At 58.5% G+C, this 18,245-nt stretch carries 12 protein-coding genes and 3 pseudogenes; 8 read left to right on the top strand and 7 right to left on the bottom strand.

Translation table 11 applies throughout. The annotated features are described in order from the left end of the window. Positions 1-12: 12 nt before the first annotated feature. From F2P46_RS03095 to prfH, 4 genes are all read left to right on the top strand, one after another. Positions 13-570, top strand: a complete 558-nt coding sequence (locus F2P46_RS03095) for a LemA family protein (protein WP_166885102.1) — start codon at positions 13-15, stop codon at positions 568-570. A gap of 40 nt (positions 571-610) precedes the next feature. Continuing rightward, a complete protein-coding gene (locus F2P46_RS03090; protein ID WP_166885100.1) occupies positions 611-2,068 on the top strand; it encodes a glycoside hydrolase family 5 protein in 1,458 nt (485 codons plus the stop codon). A gap of 384 nt (positions 2,069-2,452) precedes the next feature. Further along, a complete protein-coding gene (locus F2P46_RS03085; RefSeq protein WP_166885098.1) occupies positions 2,453-3,646 on the top strand; it encodes an RNA ligase RtcB family protein in 1,194 nt (397 codons plus the stop codon). Further along, positions 3,646-4,275, top strand: coding sequence for a peptide chain release factor H (gene prfH, locus F2P46_RS03080; protein WP_166885338.1), 630 nt, complete (start codon positions 3,646-3,648; stop codon positions 4,273-4,275). The genes F2P46_RS03085 and prfH overlap by 1 nt, the downstream gene beginning before the upstream one ends. 258 nt (positions 4,276-4,533) lie before the next feature. Here the strand turns inward: prfH and F2P46_RS03075 are convergent, their stop codons facing one another. Genes F2P46_RS03075 through F2P46_RS03055 form a run of 5 tightly spaced genes read right to left on the bottom strand, consistent with a single transcriptional unit; the run spans position 4,534 to position 11,887 of the window. After that, positions 4,534-5,811 (bottom strand): AMP-binding protein, encoded by a 1,278-nt coding sequence (locus F2P46_RS03075; protein ID WP_166885096.1) that lies wholly within the window; start codon positions 5,809-5,811, stop codon positions 4,534-4,536. Next, positions 5,811-8,342: an acyl-CoA reductase gene (locus F2P46_RS03070; RefSeq protein WP_166885094.1), complete on the bottom strand. Its 2,532-nt coding sequence runs from the start codon at positions 8,340-8,342 to the stop codon at positions 5,811-5,813. The genes F2P46_RS03075 and F2P46_RS03070 overlap by 1 nt, the downstream gene beginning before the upstream one ends. A 2-nt stretch (positions 8,343-8,344) precedes the next feature. Further along, on the bottom strand, positions 8,345-9,505 hold the full coding sequence (locus F2P46_RS03065) for an acyl-protein synthase (RefSeq protein WP_166885092.1): 1,161 nt from the start codon (positions 9,503-9,505) through the stop codon (positions 8,345-8,347). Next, complete coding sequence (locus F2P46_RS03060; protein WP_166885091.1) at positions 9,502-10,716, bottom strand: MFS transporter; 1,215 nt, start codon at positions 10,714-10,716, stop codon at positions 9,502-9,504. The genes F2P46_RS03065 and F2P46_RS03060 overlap by 4 nt, the downstream gene beginning before the upstream one ends. Positions 10,717-10,726: 10 nt before the next feature. Then, complete coding sequence (locus tag F2P46_RS03055; protein ID WP_166885089.1) at positions 10,727-11,887, bottom strand: GNAT family N-acetyltransferase; 1,161 nt, start codon at positions 11,885-11,887, stop codon at positions 10,727-10,729. A gap of 780 nt (positions 11,888-12,667) precedes the next feature. Between F2P46_RS03055 and F2P46_RS03050 the strand changes: the two are divergent. The 3 pseudogenes from F2P46_RS03050 to F2P46_RS03040 all read left to right on the top strand — a co-directional run. Further along, a pseudogene (locus F2P46_RS03050) lies at positions 12,668-12,852 on the top strand (acetyl-CoA C-acyltransferase); the annotation flags it as partial. Between the two features lie 533 nt (positions 12,853-13,385). After that, a pseudogene (locus F2P46_RS03045) lies at positions 13,386-13,529 on the top strand (transposase DNA-binding-containing protein); the annotation flags it as partial. Between the two features lie 86 nt (positions 13,530-13,615). After that, a pseudogene (locus tag F2P46_RS03040) lies at positions 13,616-14,968 on the top strand (IS1182 family transposase). 419 nt (positions 14,969-15,387) lie between these two features. Here the strand turns inward: F2P46_RS03040 and F2P46_RS03035 are convergent. Further along, positions 15,388-15,972, bottom strand: a complete 585-nt coding sequence (locus F2P46_RS03035; RefSeq protein ID WP_166885087.1) for a PEP-CTERM sorting domain-containing protein — start codon at positions 15,970-15,972, stop codon at positions 15,388-15,390. A gap of 377 nt (positions 15,973-16,349) precedes the next feature. Here F2P46_RS03035 and F2P46_RS03030 point away from each other — a divergent pair, with 377 nt between their 5' ends. Then, positions 16,350-17,885: a helicase HerA-like C-terminal domain-containing protein gene (locus F2P46_RS03030; RefSeq protein ID WP_166885085.1), complete on the top strand. Its 1,536-nt coding sequence runs from the start codon at positions 16,350-16,352 to the stop codon at positions 17,883-17,885. Positions 17,886-17,897: 12 nt separating this feature from the next. Here the strand turns inward: F2P46_RS03030 and F2P46_RS03025 are convergent, their stop codons facing one another. Then, positions 17,898-18,218, bottom strand: a complete 321-nt coding sequence (locus F2P46_RS03025; RefSeq protein ID WP_166885083.1) for a DUF2288 domain-containing protein — start codon at positions 18,216-18,218, stop codon at positions 17,898-17,900. Between the last annotated feature and the right edge of the window lie 27 nt (positions 18,219-18,245).

The raw sequence follows: 18,245 nt of genomic DNA, 5'->3' as shown, positions 1-18,245 counted from the left end.
AGGAGGACGACCATGACGATTCGTTCAAGCCACGCTGCCATCGCCGTGCTCGCGGTGGCGGTCGCCGCAGCCGGCGTCGGCGGTACCATCAGTTACGGCAAGCTCAGCGAAGCGCGGGCCGGCGGCGCCGAGGCCTGGCACGACCTGACCCAGATCCACGCGGCGCGTGCGCGCCTGGGCAGCACGGCGCTGGAAGGCGCGGCGCGCGCCGGCGGACTCGATCCGGCCTTCATCGACCAGGCCCGTACCAGCCTGGTGCGTGCAACGGCCTTGCCCACCAACAGCGGCGTGCTGAACGACCCGGAAGCGGTCGACAACTACAAGCGCTACCAGGGAGAACTGACCGGCGTGCTGTACCGCCTGGCGGGCACCCGTGGCGCGCCCGAGCTGGAGACCGTGTCTTCGCTCAAGGAACTACGCGGCAAATTGCCGCAAGACGAGCTTGCGCTGGCCGATGCCCGCAGCCGTTACGGAAAATCGGCCGAGGGCTACAACGCCCTGGTCGGCACCTTCCCGGGTGCCGCGGTCGCAGCGGTGACCGGTTACCGGCCGCTACCAGCCGGGCTTTGACCGGTTCGCTTCAAGTCCTCTCACTTATTGGAGATGCTTCATGATTACCCCTAAATTCGCAAGCAAACTGGCGTTGTCGCTGGCCCTGGCCTTCGCGGCCAGCGCCGGTCACGCGTTTACCGTATCCGGCAACAAGATCCTCGACGATGCCAATCGCCCGGTCACGCTCAAGGGCGTGAACTGGTTCGGCTTCGAGACCTTCGACGGTTCGGTGCACGGCCTGTGGACGCGCAACTGGAAGAGCATGCTCGACCAGGTGCAGGCGGAGGGCTTCAACGCCCTGCGCATTCCTGTCTGCCCGGCCGCGTTCCGCGAAGGCGGCAAGCCGAACATCGACGCGCTGGCCAATCCGGACCTGGTCGGCCTGAACACGCGCCAGTGGCTCGACGTGTTCCTGAAAGAAGTCGACCGCCGCGGCATCTACATCCTGCTGGATCATCACCGTCCGGATTGCCAGGCGATTTCGGAACTGTGGACGACGCCGCAGTACACCGAAGAACAGTGGCTGACCGACCTGGAGTACCTGGCCCAGCATTATTCCGGCCTGCGCAACCTGATTGGCCTGGACATCAAGAACGAGCCGCACGGTCAGGCGACCTGGGGCACGGGCAATGTGCGCACCGACTGGAACCTGGCGGCCGAGCGCGCGTCGAAGCGCATTCTGGCGGTCAATCCGAACCTGCTGATCTTTGTCGAAGGCATCGGCAGCAATTCGGGCGGTTGCCAAGGCCAGTACGGTCACTTCTGGGGCGGCAACCTGGAACCGCTGAACTGCAAAACGCTCGACATCCCGCGCAACAAGCTGGTGCTGTCGCCGCACGTATACGGTCCTGACGTGTTCGAGATGGACTACTTCAAGGCTGCCAACTTCCCGGCCAACATGCCGGCGATCTGGGACCAGCAGTGGGGCAAGTTCGCCAAGGAGTATCCGGTGGTGCTGGGCGAGTGGGGCGGCAAGTACGGCCATGGCGGCGGCAATCCGAAAGACAAGGTCTGGCAGGATGCGCTGGTGAAATACCTGAAAGAACGCGGCATGATCAGCTCGTTCTACTGGACGCTCAATCCGAACAGCGGCGACACCGGCGGTATTTTGCAGGATGACTGGAAAACGGTGTGGCCGGACAAGATGGCTTTGATGAGGAATTTATGGGCGGGTGCGACGCCGACACCAACGCCAACGCCAACGCCGACGCCGACGCCGACGCCGACGCCGACGCCGACGCCGACACCGACGCCGACGCCAACCCCGGCGGTCACGGCGGTGGTCAAGATCAATTCCGACTGGACGGCCGGTTATTGTGCTGAAGTGAACGTGAACAACAGCGGCACCACGCCGGTGGTGTGGAAGATCAGCGTGCCGGTACAGGGCAAGATCAACAACCTGTGGAACGCGGTCTACACCCAGACTGGCGCCACCTTGACCGCATCGGGCCAGGCTTATAACGCGACCGTGCAGCCGAAATCGAGCCAATCGTTCGGCTTCTGCGCCGTTCGCTAAGCTGGCGAAACCACCGTCGCCCCCGCGCAGGCGGGGGCCCAAGTCCGGTCCCAGCCTTCGGCGGTGCAAATGACTTGGACCCCCGCCTTCGCGGGGGCGACGGATCAGCGTCAATCGCTACCAACATTCAACAAGCACTTGCATTAGCGAAAAAAATCGCCTACTATCCCAATCCCAAGCAGGCCAACCATTTTAGAAAAGGAGATCGATCATGCAAAAACTGAACACTACCGCTCCTTTTCTGGGTCTGGCTGGCTAATCTCCTGCACTGAACCGACGGCATTCGCCCGTCTGTCGCACCGTTTAGCCCTCTCTTGACGAGTTCATCGTCAGCGCTCCGCCAGCGCCCAATCCGTATTCGTATTCTTTTTGGATTGGCATCACATGGGCAATTTTGTTCAGCATATTTCTGATCGTATTTCGATCATCGCGTCCGACCGTCTGTGGCTCGAAGACGCTGCAATACAACAAACCAAAACCACGGCCGCACTGGCCGGCATGCAACGCGTGGTCGGCTTGCCCGACCTGCATCCCGGGCGCGGCTACCCTGTCGGGGCCGCTTTCTTTTCCACCGGACGCCTGTATCCGGCGCTGGTTGGCAACGACATCGGCTGCGGCATGGCGCTGTGGCAAACCGACATCTTGGCTGGCAAGGCCAAACTCGACAAGATCGACAAGCAGATCGGCAACCTCGACGATGTGATCGACGAGGAAGAATGGGCCGATCTCGAACGCCGCGATCCTTCCTGGCCGGGGCGCATTGAAACGCTGTCGGCCGCGCTGGCAGCGGTCGGGCTCGACCTGGCGCCGCTGCGCTCGCTCGGCACCATCGGCCGTGGCAACCACTTCGCGGAACTTCAGGTGATCGATGTGGTCGAAGATGAAGAGGTGATCGGACGCACGGCACTGGCGCGCAAATGCCTGCAGTTGCTGGTGCACAGCGGCTCGCGCGGCCTCGGGCAGGTAATTTTGCGCGCGCATGTCGATGCGCACAGTCACGCTGGCCTGCAGGACGGCAGCCCGGAAGCGCTCGCGTATCTGCGCGAGCATGACGCGGCGTTGCAGTACGCGGAAGTGAATCGCTCGCTGATCGCGGCGCGGATTTTTCATCGCCTGCGTTGCGAGGCGGTGCGCGTGCTCGATGTTCACCACAATACGGTGACGCCGGCGCACATTGACGGCCAGGCGGGCTGGCTGCACCGCAAGGGCGCCACGCCGAGCGACCAGGGCTTGGTCATGTTGCCCGGATCGCGCGACGACTATAGTTACCTGATCGAGCCGGTGCTGTCCGCCGGTGAACTGAGCCTGCATTCGCTGGCGCACGGGGCAGGGCGCAAGTGGCAGCGCACCGATTGCAAGGGCCGCCTCGACAAACTGGCGACGCCAGCGCAATTGAGCCGCACGTCGATGGGCGGGCGCGTCATCTGCAATGACCGCGCGCTGATTTACGAGGAAGCGCCGCAAGCGTACAAGAATGTCGATAGCGTGCTCGGCTCGCTGGTGGGCGCGGGACTGGTCAAGGTGGTATCCAGAAGCAAGCCTGTGCTGACCTACAAAACGCGTGGGGAGTGCTGCTGATGATCTGGTTACAAATTACAGCCAATACGGGCCCGGCCGAATGCTGCTTGGCGGTCACAAAAGCGCTCGTGCAACTGGGCCGCGAGGCGCAGAAAGCGGGCGTGACGGTGAGCGTGGTGGAGCAACTCGACGGCCCGGTGGGCGGCACCTTGCGCTCGGTGCTTGTGGAGCTTGATGGCGAGGCGGTGGCAGTCGGAAGCCTGGCCGGTCGCTGGAGTGGCAGCATTCAATGGATCTGCGAAAGTCCTTACCGCAAGCTGCATAAGCGCAAGAACTGGTTTCTCAACGGCGCCGCGTTCGCGCCGCCGGCGGTATCGACCGATTGCGGCGAGATCCGCTACGAGGCAACGCGCGCTTCCGGTCCGGGCGGGCAGCACGTCAACAAGACCGACAGCGCCATCCGGGCAACGCATGTGGCGTCCGGTTTGTCGGTGAAGGTGCAGACGGAACGTAGCCAGCACGCCAACAAGCGGCTGGCCGGGCAGCTGTTGCTCAGCAAATTGGGCGAACTGGCCAAGTCGGAGGAGGGCAAGAACAAGTCCGAGCGGCGCATGCATCATTTCCAGGCTGAGCGCGGCAACGCGGGACGGGTGTTCGTGGGGATGCGCTTCGTGGAAAAGACGAGCTGAGCTGTCACGGGCGTTACTGTGCCTCGATGCAGCATGGCGGCGCTTGGCCCTGGAAGGACTGAGGGCCAGCGTCGTTATGTGGCTAAGTAAGTGTGCAGAAATTATTGTGATTTATAGCGAACAGAAGCGGATGCCTTGCAAGGCGCACGCTGCTAGCACTCATGTAACATTATCCACCTCGTCGCCATTCGTCGCTGCTCCCATCCATGAATCGAGGACGACAGCATACGCTATTGCCGTGCCAAGCTCTACGTGAACTCAGGCAAAGCGACGATCGATCACGCGCTTGAGCTTTCCCGAGCGGGGATTGATTTCCAGCGCCGTCGCATCCACCCATTCTATGTCGATGGGCAGGATCTTGCCTTGCGCCAGCAATTGACCATACATGGGGCGATGCTCGTAGATCGCAGCGATGATCTGCGCGCTGAGCGCCGGATCGGCATTGCGATTGCCGATCCGCAGTATCAACCCATCCTTTCCGTCACGATGGATGGTCAGCAATTGAAAATCGCAGGCGCCCTGGCAAGCCGGAAACGACGCCAGTACCGACCTTACATCTTCCGGATACAGCGTGACCGGGCCGACCCTGGCCGATTCATCGGAACGCCCCCGTAACAGAAACTTGCGATGCGCCGTACCATGGGCATCGACCCACCTGGCCCTGTCACCGACCGGATAGCGCAGGATCGGCATCAAATGGCGCCGCAGGGCCGTGACCACGGCCAGCCCTTCGATGCCCGGCGCGACGATGGGCGAGCCCGTTTCTTCATCGATAATTTCGAACAGCGCATCATCATCGTAGCAGCGAAATTCATTGGGGCCGCATGAAAGATCGGCGAATCCCAGCAATCCGGCATCCGTGCTCGCATAACCGATGGAGCGGATCTCGACGCCTGGAAAGCATGCTTCCAACCTGGCGCGCTGATCGGGATACATGGCTTCGCCGGCAAACAGGATCAATCTGACCGTCGACGCGGCTGGATCGCCCCCCACCTTGTCAATGTGATCTACCAGACTCATCATTGTGGTCGGCACGCCGGCCAAGACCGTGGCCTTGAATTCCGTGATAAAGCGATAGACATCGTCGGGTGTCGTGGCGCCCGCAATCGGGAGTTGCATGACCCGCTTGGGGCACTCTTCGAGCGCCTTGTGGGTAAACAAGAACGATCCATACAACTCGCCGACATAAAACAGATTGGCGACCCGGTCGCCATCCTGCAGACCTCCCAGCGCCAGTCCGCGGGAAAAGGCTGTGACAAACACATTCCAGTCAGTCCGGCTGAACACCGAGAACTTGGGGTTGCCGGTGGTTCCGCCACTCTTCAAGACGATGCCATCGTGCATCGCCCCCGTCAGCAATTGCCCACCCTCCATACGGTTGGCTTCCCAAAACGCTTGCTGGCTCAACACGGGCAACTGTTCGATCGCGTGTATCGTTTCCGGCAATGCGCGGTAAAGATCGCCATAAAATGGCGAATTTTTCCGGGCAAACGCGATCAGTGAGGGAAGTATTTCCCGGCTAGTTTCCATGCTCATCAACGCGCTCTCCGGTCCAGCACCCGAATCAATTTTCCGCTTCCCGCAGTCCTGTGGAATTCATCGATTCCCACCGCTTGCACTTCAAACAGCAGCGTTTCATCGGTCAGCACGGCTTCCTGCAAATCCAGGTAGTTTTCCAGGAAAATCTCTCGGCAACGCAGCGCTGGCAAGCGCTCCGAATCGGAAATCACCAAGATGACCTTTTCCTTGATCTCGGCTTGCGCCAGGATCAGTTGCGCTTCGCCCGCATAGGCGAAGTGCGTCGCCAGGATACGGATGAATTCCTGATAATTGAGGAAAGTGGAACCAATCCGACAAATATCCCCCGTCCGTCCCAGCAGTCGAAAGCGCGGCGCGGCCCTGCCGCAGGCGCAAATGCCATCCGGATCGGCGATCCAGTGGCCGACATCGCCGATTTCGTAGCGCAATGGCTTATTGACCGACAACATGCGCGGCGTGAAAACCAATCGGCCGACTTCCTCGCCTTGCACCGCTCGATCTTCATCCATTTTCAATATTTCGAGGTATTGAAGCTGTTGCTGAAGATGGTGGACGCCCCCATCGCTATGTTCGCACTGGAACCCGATCGGACCGATATCGACGCTGCCATAGGCGGCCGAGCGTATCACATCGACCTGGAAGGACTCGTGCAGATAATTTCGCTGGGCGGGACTGAAATGTTCTCCGCCATAATAGATCTTCTTGACTCCCCGATAGGCGGAGAGAATGTCAGCTTCCTTTTCAAACAGTTGCAGAATATACGATGGCATGCCGAGCAAGACATTCACCTTGTTCTTGACGATTTCCTGGGCGACCATGCGGGTATCGCCATGGGCCGCCATGGGGAACTGGATGGCGCCCAGCTGTTCGAGTGCCGAAAAAAAGCTGATGAAGCCACCGTAGAGTCCCCCGCCAAAGAACAGATTCATCGCCCGGTCGCCGAGCGGATCAAAGCCCGCCGCGTACAAACCCTCGGCACCGAGCCGGATATGCTCATGGTATTGCTGGTAGCTGAACGTCGACAGTTTTGGTTCGCCCGTGCTACCGCCCGACTTGAAGAAAAGATGGGCTTGGGCAGGATCGGCCGGCACCGACTGGAACTGCTCCTTGGCGGTAATGGCCGGAACGGGGTCCCACTGCAGCGGAGGGAATTTTCTCAACTCATCGAAATTGGAAATCCCCTGCGCTTCATGGGCCAACTGCAAGCTCACTCTGCGGCAATAGCGTTGCAACGCATAGACACCGTCATGCGGCTCGCCGGGGTATCCTCCCGTCATTTCGCCAATACGCCGGATACGGATTGCACCCGCACGCAAAAAAGAGCGCGACAGCGGATCAATTTCCGAGAGTTTGCAACAAATCGCCACTGTTTGCAGATAGTTGCGCATGGGCCGCAAGACCCGGATGATGTCGGTGCGCGGCAAGGGCTTGACCCAGATGCTGCGGTACAGCGGCGATGCCGCCAGCGCCGCATGGTCGTCGATGTAAATGCGCCACCCGCCATCTGGTGCTTCGATGAGGCGAGCATTGCCGAGGCACGATTCGAGCCTGTGACACTCGCTGACCAAAGCAATTTCGCCGGCACTGGCGGTATCGGGCAACTGGCGTGGGAGTTCGTGCGCCACCAGCGTCAAGGCATCGGCAAGCCGCTCGCCAAACCGCTGCAATTCATTCCAGTCCGACGTGTCGAGATAGACACATTGCGGACTGGAACAGGCTTGCTGTTCCATCAGGCAGCATTCCATGGCGAGTTGTTTCAGCGTATGGGGATCGTGGGCAGCTTCCATGGAAAGAAATGCCAACGATATCTTGTGTCCCCACTCGACGATGCGCACGCTGGCAGGGGCCATGGCGCGTATCGATTGAATCGACTCCTCACCGCCCCAGGCGGCAATGCCATCGGCCCCGGCAAATACCGGCTCCAACAGATCTTTTCGCTTCGACGAAATGTTCGCCACGATGATGAATTTCTCAAGCTGGGCGCTCGGATCGCACTTGCCCAAGGCATGTAACAAGATCTGGGGGAAGGAACTCTCTTGCGGACTCGTCTTGAGAAAGTTAAAATTTCCAGAAAGCAATCCTTCGAGCACGCTCATCGGCCCGACCGTGAAGGCATTTTGCGGTGAAATGTGGACCAGGAAACCCAACGGCGCCCAAGCTTCGAAGATCGCATCGTCGAATTGGGTGCGGCAAGCGAGCAAGGGATTGCTGGAACCGAGTTCACGGATCAGCTTCTTTTCCAGATTCGCACGGCGCAAGACATCGGCTATTTCAAGCAAGGCCAGACCGATTTCGTCCGACGTAAATTGATCGGTGCCAGACAAGCAGTTCTTCAATTCGGTAAAAATAGCCGATTTTTCCCTGATATTTTTCCCGAGTAAATCCCCGGCCGCCAGCACCGTCTCGATATCGAGTTCGCACGCCATTTGCCGGGCCACCAACGATTGTATATCGCCGATCCTGCTGGCCAGTTCTTGATCGCCGATCCACTCGCCTTGCCAGAGGTGTTGCTTGTTCATATTTTCCATGATTACCGCCTCAACAGTTCAGCCGCCGCAATGGCGCAGCTTTTATTTTTACTTGTTCCAGCCCGTCCGTGAATGACGAAATACGGCCGCTCATTTCCGCAAGCACAGGATTCGCCGGGATACAGTGTCGCCATGTCGCCCATCAAGACACTCTGGGCAGGCACTGAGGTGATGTAGGGCGTGAGAAATTGCAGAAAGCCCGCTTCACCGAATTTCCTTGGTTTCAGGGTACGCACATCGCGGATGATCACCTGCGACCAGACGGGAACATGAAATTGGTGGTGTGCGCACTCCGCGTACGGGACGGCATGCTCGACCGAGCCGAAGCTGTCGCGGATACGCTGGTCGGGAATGCCAAGCTGCTCGTGAATGCGGGCGTACAGATCGTGTTTGGCGATCGCCTGGTCGGCATTGCCTTTCCATCCACCGCCGAGGAATACCAGCGAATCGGCGGAGAGTTTGAGCGGCGGCAAGCCCAGCTCGCGCATCCGCTTCAGTGTAAAAAACAGAAATGCCGGGAAACCGAAAATGCGTACCGGAAGACCTTCTGCGGCGTAGTGTTGCAGCTTTTCGATGCAACCAAAAACATCGAACTCGTGCGACGCGCCGCCCGTCGCCGTTGTTGGCGCGCCGGTCCTGCGCAAAGCATAAAATGCCGATGCAACGGGTGCATACTTGCACAGGAAATTGTCGGTGTGGGCCGTTCCCAGTTGCGAATCCGATGCGGTTTCATACGAATACAGCAGATAGTTGGTCTTGACATCCGGCGTGTTCCAGCCAAAGTGCTCGAAGACCGCGTCGATCATCTTTTGCCCGGCGCTCAATGACCAGGCATCAAACGAGACTTGCGACTTTTGACCGGTCGTTCCGGAAGAAGTCAGGTGCAGCTTGATGTCATCGCGCGCAACCGAAAGAAGTTCGTGCGACTTGAAAAACGTCGCCGGAACAAAGGGGATGCTCGCCAGGTCATCGATCGATGTCAGCGTGGCGGCATCAAATTGTTTCATTTCCAGCAATTTCCGATAAAATGGCGATTGCTCTTGGTGCCAGTTGATATTTTCCTTCATGGCATCGACAAACATCGATTCCTGCGCGGCGGAGGAAGCGAAGGGATGGCGTTGTTCGCAAACGCCCTGGACCGCGTGCATAGTCTTGATATTCATATTTCCCTAAATTCCCGATAAAATGCGGTGGCCAGTGATATCGTCAACAACCCGAGCGCGAGACATATCGTCATTTTTGTCAAATCGATTTTTTCAATCAAGCTTCCCACCATCAACATCGATATTGGCAAGGCGCCAATACTGATCGTATTGACCCAGCTCATGACCACGGGGACATCGGCTGGCGCGGGCCGCGATTGAAACAGCGTCAATAGCGACACATTGACGACGGCCAGTGCCAGCCCCAAGCCAGCCAGTGCCAGGCAAGCCAATACGGGATTGTGGTTCAAGCCAAAGAAAAGGTAGAGCAGGGACACGGCGCTCAAGCCGACGATCGCCCGCTTGCCCCTTTTGAGCGGAAATTCCGCGACCGAAAGCAACAAACTTCCCGCTACCATCCCCATGCCGATCGATACCTCGAAGGCGGCCAGCATGGCAAGATTGCCGGCGAATCGGGTCTGGACAAACAAGGGGAGCAAGGCCATCAAGGGTGTCAGCGCAAGATTCATCAGGAAAAATGCCGACAACATGAAGCGTATCAAGGGATCGGCAAACATCGACCGCCCGGGTATCGCTGGCGCCATGTCGGCATCCGCCGGCTCCGATTCGACCGTTTCCGGATCAGCAGGATCGAGCCGGATTCCCCCTTCCAGCCCTGCCGCCAGCAAATAGCTAAGCCCATTCAATACAAGCAGACCCGACAAACCAAGCCAAGGATAGAGCAGGGCGGAAATCGCTGGCCCAACTACCGTCCCCAGGGAAAAGCAGGAATCGACCATGGCGGTCAACTGTGGGACCAATTCCTTTTTTGGCATGAGCCCGGGCAGCGTAAAGACAGCGATATTGAACAGCGCGCCAAGCAAATTTGAAACAAACGTCAGGATAAATAGCGTGGTCAGCGAATGGTGCTTGAAATAGGCGAGCCACAACAGTCCGACCAGCAAGAAGATGATGCCCCTTAATACGTCGGTGTGTATCAGTGTCCTCAGGACGCCGATTCTTTGCACCAGCTTGCCCCCACTGCTGGCCAGCAACAGATGGGGAAGCGCGCCTATCGCCAGGAACCACGGTATCATTTGTATGGATTGCTCCTGCGAAATAACCCAGACCAGGCCGAGGGTCATCATCTTGTCGCAGATTTGTGAAATGAATTGCCCGACGAAAAGCCGGGATGAATTCTGGTCCTTGAATACTGCTATTGAAAATTTCATGATAATCCTGTCACGCTGCGCACGCCGGTTCCGGCTCCAGTGAATTTTTTTTCCAGAGTTGCAGATACTGGTTCAAATATTCGCGATTAATGCCTTCCAGGCGGATATTTCTGAAATTCAGTATTTCATAAGATCGGCTGAATATGACGAAATCATAGCGCTGCGCGCCAATCAAATGCATGGCGGGGAAATAGGCGCAGGGAATGAAACCGGCTTGCATTGCGATTTCTATTTTCTCCGACTCATCGGCGCGAATAATGAATTCGATATAGCGCACACCCAGGTCTTGCAAGATTACCGATGCCTTTTCCACGATATCGGCGAATCCTGCATTGCACAAATCGTGAATGCCGATCAACACGCAATGTTTGTCCGTCTCTGAAAAGTAACAGAAAACCTCCACGTCCTGATCGGCCGAGCTGATCAGCAGATTGGGTTCTTGAAACGGGAAAAAAGTATGGTGGTCTTGCGCCACCAGCGTGTTCTTGCCCTCGTCAAAACGGCGCTTGGTCAGGCGCGGTGCATGGATCAATTCGAGTTCCAGCGCGGAGCGTGCGCGCGAGAAATTTTCGGCGCTGGTATGGGGAATCCAATCGTCGGGAATCGCGGGCAAGCCGCATTCGCGCCGGACTATTTCAAAAAGGGGACGCAGGCGTGGATGCAGGGCAAAATCGGTAAAGCGCGAATCGAACGCGCTTTTCGTAAATAATGCAGTAAGGCAATGCGTTTCATACCCACTCGTCTTGTGAACATTTGGGAAAATTCCCAGTTTTCGGTAGCCCAGATTCGCCGTCAATTTTTGCGGTGCCGAAGAAACCGTTCTGGTTGTGGCGTAGACGACTTCAACATGTGCGATGGCGCGCAATTGCGCATAGCCGAATTCCATCATCCGTTCCGTCAAATTCTGTCCGCGACAGTCATTTTCAATGACTGCGCCAAAGACTTTGGCTAACCCAGTGAGCGTGTGCTGATAGACAACGGAACCAACAATTCGGTCATCGATGGACGCCACAATCCAGTAATAGTCATCCCGCCCGAGCGCAGCGCGCAGTCGCGCCGTCTCCGACATCATTGGATCACTGTAATCACCTTGGTAGACGCTCTGGTAGAGGTCGACGATCTGAGCGGCATCTCGTGGAATGGCTTTTCTTAAGGTAATATCTTTTATCATAATATTATTTTTTTTGACAGTGTATTATCTTATTGGAATGGCGCCGTTTTATCGGCGTGCAAGTTAATCATGGCGCCGAATTCTATATAAGGCAATATTGAAAGTCAAGCAGGGAAATATAAAAGCTTGGTGACGACGAAGAAAATATGAGGCCGGTGCCAAATGATTAGTCGAGGTGGACAACGAGATCAAGCGGAAAATTGTCGTCAATTTGTAACGCAAATGCAATGAGCATATAATTTTCCACGGATCTGGTCTTTCTTGAAACAGCGAGAGCGACGCGTCGCCTCGCTCTGGCAAACCATTTGATACCTTGCCAGTCGATAAACGCGGCGGTCTCGACATAATGTGACGCTTTCATGACCGACATGCGGCGCTTTGGGCGGCATGCTTTGGAGGCGAAGCGTTCACCTGACAAGGCTCCTGCTGGCGTCGTCGCCGTCGTGTCAATGTTTTACGTCGCGCAGGCGTCTTCGGCACGTCAAATAGATTTGCGAACGACCGTACTAAATTGTGCTATTCTCGTATCGATCCACCCGGCGGCGGGCCAACGCCGCCGGGCACAGACCATTCATCCCATACCAGGAGAGACACATGCTAGCAGCCTGTCGGACTTGGGGAGTCGAAGCGAAAAAATAGCTGGGCGAGGCCAGATTTTGACGATTTCGCAGTGCCAATAGCGAGCTATTGGCCGAGAAAGCGGCGAAATATGGACCGTCCCAGGTATTTTTGCAGCCGACGATCCCAAGTCCGACAGTCTGCTAGACCGCCCGCACGGGCTTGGCCAAATCGTGGAAGGGCACCCTCAACATGATCCCACGGTGCCACGCTGGGGCGGCCATGTGCTGCGGGCGGCCATCGCGCGCGCCAACATCGAGCCGGGTGAAGTTGAGGATGTGCTGATCGGCTGCGCCAACCCGGAGGGCGCGACCGGCGCCAACATCCCGCGTCAGATCGCGCTGCGGCCAGCGCGTCACCTTCATCCCCGAAGTGAAGGCGGAAGATAGGCGATTCAAGCGCATGGACCACCGTATCGCGGCTGCCATTTTGCCGTCGCGCCACGAAACCGGCTCATGGCACGTCGCTGCGACCTGAAAACTTTCCGATGGCACAGAGACATCATGCGGCCGTGCTTGGACAACGTGTCAACACGTCAACCATATGCTCGCAACCCGGCCCTTGGTGGCGCACGTGTCCCGCATGAGCGCCGCTGACGGGTCTTGGCCCACGTCTTGCTGGCCCCACAACGGCGGCCCGCGGGGGCCCAATGCCGTTTCGAGTGGAACTTGACTTCGGCTACAATGTGGCCTACTGCTGTGAATGCCTGATTCCCCCTGATTGTATGATGCAACGGGCCCGGAGCAGGGTCAAGGGCACCTCGTTATAAGTCCGGACGCCGCCGAGCCGGCGTGAAAACACGTTTACATTCAAGTACTTAACGCGCCCCCTTGTAAACTCACTGCGAATCAGGTTTACTCTCGTCTTTTGCGTGGATAAATTGGCGACAGCTCCAGCACCTTGGACCGAGACGGAATTTGGACAACTCGACTTGGGCGATGCGCGCCTGAACAAACGAGCGAGGATCTTGATGGAACGATTTGCGGCTGACCCGACGGCGAGCGTGCCGAAGGCGTGCCAAGGCTAGGAGCCTGTCGGACTTGACTCGATAAAAGCGCGGCACATCGGTAGAATGGCCGCTGATAACAAATTGATGCACGCGAGGCCCGGATGAGCAGATTTATTCCCGTAGACCGCCAGACAAGCTACCTGTTCCCACCTTCGGTTGAGGACTGGTTGCCGGAAGACCACTTGGCGCGTTTCATTGTCGAGGTAATCGAGCGCCTGGATTTGTCGGAGCTGACGCGCCAGTACGCCGGACGGGGCTCAGCGGCGCACCATCCGGCTGTTCTGTTGGGCTTGCTCATTTACGGTTATGCCACCGGTCTGCCGTCCAGCCGCAAGATCGAGCGTGCAAGCTATGACTCCGTGGCATTCCGCTATATCGCGGCCAACACCCACCCGGACCACGATACGCTGGCCGCGTTTCGCCGCCGTTGCGGCACCCAGTTCGAGCAGCTGTTTGTGCAAGTGCTGATGCTGGCGCGCGAGGTCGGCATGCTCAAGCTGGGCAAGATTGCCGTCGACGGCAGCAAGGTCAAGGCCAACGCCAGCCGCCACAGTGCGCTGTCATGGGGCCGCATTAAGAAGATCGAGTCGCAATTGCAGCAGGAGGTCAGGCAACTGATGGCGCTGGCGGAAAGCGAAGACCGCAAACAAGTTCCGGACGGCATGGACGTGCCGCAGGAAATCGCGCGGCGTCCAGAGCGCCTGGCCGCTCTGGACGAGGCCAAGCGCAAACTGGAGGAGCGTGCGCAGGAGCGCGACACACTTGCGCAAGCCGAGTACGAGTCCAAGATGGCCAAGCGTCGAGCAAAGCGCGAAGCCGGTCGCAAGCCCGGCGGAAAGGACCCTGAGCCGCCGACGAGCGGACCGCAGGACAAGGATCAGATCAATTTGACGGATGAAGAATCGCGCATCATGAAAGTGGGCGGTGGCTTCGATCAATGCTATAACGCGCAGGCTGCGGTCGATACGGAAAGCATGCTGATCGTAGGCGGCTTCGTCACGCAAGCGGGTAACGACAGCCAGCAGATTGAACCTATGCTCGACGTACTGGCCCAGCGCCAGGAATAATTGGGGAAAATCAGTCAAGTCCTGGCCGACACTGGCTATTTCAGCGCCGCCAATGTGGCCGCCTGTGAAGAAGCTGGGATCGTGCCGATGATCGCCATGAAACGTGAACAGCACCATCTTCCAGTGCTGGACCGTTTCACGGAACCTCCACCACTACCGCAAGATGCCAGCCTTGTCGAGGCCATGGCCCATCGGCTGAAAACCAAAACGGGCCGCGCCGACTACGCGCTGCGTAAGCAGACTGTCGAGCCGGTGTTCGGCATCATCAAGCATGTGATGAAATTCCGCCAGTTTCTGGTGCGCGGAAAGCAGCAGGTCGCCCATGAATGGAATCTGGTGGCCCTTGCGTGGAATCTCAAACGGATGAACGCGCTGAAAACGGCCTGACCGGGCCGACACGCCCGCAAATCAGGACCGGAAACGGCCGCATCGGAAGCCTGCTGGCACCTCACGACGTTTTTGCGGACAGAACTACGAGAACATGACAGGAAAACCGATTGCCTGGCGCTCAATCGTCGGCTTCAAGAGGCAAGTCCGACAGACTGCTAGTGCAAGCAGGCAGCCGGCGATTTTTCTTAACATTGCTTATTTCCTTAAATTGTTAAATTGACATTTAATGTGACGCAACGAAATTAGAGACATTCAATTATGCGTGCTCATGCATTTATTGCGTCTTTTTAGCGTTTGCGTGATGCCATGCGATCCCACTAAGACATGGCGAACGGCACTCGCTGTCGACGGTAGCGGCCGCCCGATCATCGACACCTGAACATTGGTGGCTGACCGTCCCGCTGCATCCGAATTACTTACACGGCATTTGGAATTGCCGGTGTTGCGCGCCTGGCGCGCCGACGCATCGCACCAATGGCCAGCAAGCCGGCGCCGAGCATCAGGTAGCTGTGCGGTTCGGGCACGGCACTGATCGCGAACTTGGTTTGAGGAGTCATCATATAAATTTCGTAATAACCCTCGCCAGCATCGAAGATATGGCTCCAGGAACTCCACGTGGAGGTGACTGAGATATTTTCGGACGTGCTACCGCCGCCCCCGAACGGAGGGATGCCGCTGCCGAACTGTTCGCTGTGGCGATACTCAAGCGTCAATTTGCTCGATTTGGGATCGAACTTAAACGCGGATAAATCACAGGTCACCCGTGCTTCTCCGCAGCGCTCGATCTCAGGGTATTTGTAGTTGAACGATTTTACTTCTGGCAAGGTGTAGATACCGTCGCCGTTCAGATCATCGACGATAAAGTTGCCGCCGGTGGTGGCGTTGGGTTGCCAGATCCAGTTCAATTCAGCTCCGGTGAAGCTGAATTCGTAAGCCTGTTGGGCCGCCTGGACGTTCAGTGCGCTTAGTGCCAGCAGGCCGGCAGCGATTTTGTTAAACATGATGTCTCCGGAATTTATACAATTAGCATTGTATTCAAAACATCGCAAATTGTCAGATACTGTTACACATTGATCAAGCTTGCGCTGCCTTTTTTCCGGGATGTCGTGCTGGCTGTGCAGTTCCAGCTGGTCCCTCCGTGAACGCGCCGCTTGCCTGGGCCGATGTCCAGCGCGCGGCTACTTCCAGACGCGGACGACCAGATCGCCCATCTTCAACACTCGGCCTGCCGCCCTGGCGGCCTTGGTCCAATCGGCGGGCGAGGGTGGGGATTGTGCTGGCGCGGATGCGCCACCGATGATGGCGACAGCAATGGCAATGGCATTGGCGATGGCATGAGGTACTATTGATTTTCCACCGCCCCGAGGAGATTGCCGCCATGTCCATGCCGCTGCCGATTTCCCGACACATTGCATCCCCAGCCCCGCAAGTACTCGATTTGCTGCCGGGGTTGGTCAACCGGCATGGCTGCATCACCGGCGCCACCGGGACTGGCAAGACGGTGACCTTGCAGGTGATTGCCGAGGCCTTGTCCGGGATCGGGGTGCCGGTGTTCATGGCGGAAGTCAAGGGCGACCTGTCCGGCATGGCCAAGGCCGGGGCCGCGTCGGAGAAGATGAGCAAGCGCCTGGGCACGCTGGGCGTCGAAGCGCCGGCCTGGGCCGCTTGTCCTGTGACGTTCTGGGATGTGTTCGGGGAGGCCGGCCATCCGGTGCGGGCCACGATTTCCGACCTGGGGCCCTTGCTGCTGGCGCGCATGCTGAACCTGAACGACACCCAGGAAGGCGTGCTGCAACTGGTGTTTAAAATCGCCGACGACAATGGCTTGCTGCTGCTCGATACCAAGGACTTGCGCAGCATGCTGCAGCATGTTGGCGACAACGCGGCCGATTTTCGCACCACTTACGGCAATATGTCGGCGGCGAGCATCGGCGCCATCCAGCGCGGCCTGGTGGCGGTCGAGCAGCAGGGCGGCGACCGCTTTTTCGGCGAGCCGATGCTCAATATCGACGACCTGCTGCAAACCGATGCGCACGGCAGGGGCGTGGTCAACATCCTGGCCGCCGACAAGCTGATGAATGCGCCACGCCTGTACGCGGTTTTCCTCCTGTGGCTGCTGTCGGAACTATTTGAAAACCTGCCGGAAGTAGGCGACCTGGACAAGCCGAAGCTGGTGTTTTTCTTCGACGAAGCGCACTTGCTGTTCAGCGAAGCGCCCAAGCCCTTGCTGCAAAAAATCGAGCAGGTGGTGCGGTTGATCAGGTCGAAAGGCGTGGGCGGGTTTTTTATCACCCAGAACCCGCTCGACATTCCCGACACCGTGCTCGGCCAGCTGGGCAATCGCGTGCAGCACGCTTTGCGCGCGTACACGCCACGCGACCAGAAAGCCGTCAAGGCGGCGGCGGAAACGTTCCGGCCCAATCCGGCGCTAGATACCGCCCAGGTGATTACCGAGCTGGAGCTGGGCGAAGCGCTGGTGTCCTTCCTCGATGAGAAAGGACGGCCCAACATGGTCGAACGCGCCTACATCCTGCCGCCGGCGTCGCAGATCGGCCCGATCGACGCGGCCGAGCGCCAGCGTTCCATGGCGCAGTCGGTGGTCGTCGGTGTGTACGAGCAAGCGATCGATCGCGCATCGGCGCACGAGCTGATTGCCGCCCGCGCTGCGACGCAGCAAGAACAGGACGCGCCGGCGCCACGCGGCAGGACGCCGGCTGGCGGCGGGCGCGGCAGTGCGCCCGAGCGCGCGCCCGACACCTCGCTGGGCGGCATGCTCGGGGGCTTGTTCGGCGGTGGCGGCAAGCGCCAGTCGCCGGTCGAGGCGATGATGAAGTCGGCTGCGCGCAGCATCGGCTCGCAAGTCGGGCGCGTAATTATCCGTGGTGTGCTGGGTTCGATCCTGAAACGGCGCTAGGCCGTCCGCGAGTCAGTGCAGCGCGCCTTTGTCCGGCTGCACCAGGATGAAGGGATGCACCACCGAGGTCCACAGCACGGCATCGGCCTCGGTCCAGGCTTGCGCCTGCGCATCCGAGACCTTGCCGAGCTTGCCATCGCCCATCCATGCGGCGATGCTGTCCTTGTCGTCGTGCGAGATGCGCACCGCCACGTCGACCAGGTCGAGCTCGGCGCTGACGAACACCACAGTGCCCTGGGCAAAGTGACGCTGCAATTCGGCCCATGGCAGGCGCGCGGTTTCGAGGTTGATTTTGGCGTGCAGTTCGGTATCGTTTTCAGGCTTGGTTTTCATGCAAATACTCAATAGTTCAGGTGATAT

The organism is Massilia sp. CCM 8734 (assembly GCF_011682155.1).
Taxonomy (GTDB): domain Bacteria; phylum Pseudomonadota; class Gammaproteobacteria; order Burkholderiales; family Burkholderiaceae_D; genus Telluria_A; species Telluria_A rubra.
Note: the sequence above shows the minus strand (reverse complement) of the source record. Positions and strands in the feature narration are given on the sequence as shown.

Bases quoted from the DNA above. Each gene is read 5' to 3' on its own strand.
- F2P46_RS03095 (WP_166885102.1), top strand. From the start codon at position 13: ATGACGATTCGTTCAAGCCACGCTGCCATCGCCGTGCTCGCGGTGGCG.
- F2P46_RS03090 (WP_166885100.1), top strand. From the start codon at position 611: ATGATTACCCCTAAATTCGCAAGCAAACTGGCGTTGTCGCTGGCCCTG.
- F2P46_RS03085 (WP_166885098.1), top strand. From the start codon at position 2,453: ATGGGCAATTTTGTTCAGCATATTTCTGATCGTATTTCGATCATCGCG.
- prfH (WP_166885338.1), top strand. From the start codon at position 3,646: ATGATCTGGTTACAAATTACAGCCAATACGGGCCCGGCCGAATGCTGC.
- F2P46_RS03075 (WP_166885096.1), bottom strand. From the start codon at position 5,811: ATGAGCATGGAAACTAGCCGGGAAATACTTCCCTCACTGATCGCGTTT.
- F2P46_RS03070 (WP_166885094.1), bottom strand. From the start codon at position 8,342: ATGGAAAATATGAACAAGCAACACCTCTGGCAAGGCGAGTGGATCGGC.
- F2P46_RS03065 (WP_166885092.1), bottom strand. From the start codon at position 9,505: ATGAATATCAAGACTATGCACGCGGTCCAGGGCGTTTGCGAACAACGC.
- F2P46_RS03060 (WP_166885091.1), bottom strand. From the start codon at position 10,716: ATGAAATTTTCAATAGCAGTATTCAAGGACCAGAATTCATCCCGGCTT.
- F2P46_RS03055 (WP_166885089.1), bottom strand. From the start codon at position 11,887: ATGATAAAAGATATTACCTTAAGAAAAGCCATTCCACGAGATGCCGCT.
- F2P46_RS03035 (WP_166885087.1), bottom strand. From the start codon at position 15,972: ATGTTTAACAAAATCGCTGCCGGCCTGCTGGCACTAAGCGCACTGAAC.
- F2P46_RS03030 (WP_166885085.1), top strand. From the start codon at position 16,350: ATGTCCATGCCGCTGCCGATTTCCCGACACATTGCATCCCCAGCCCCG.
- F2P46_RS03025 (WP_166885083.1), bottom strand. From the start codon at position 18,218: ATGAAAACCAAGCCTGAAAACGATACCGAACTGCACGCCAAAATCAAC.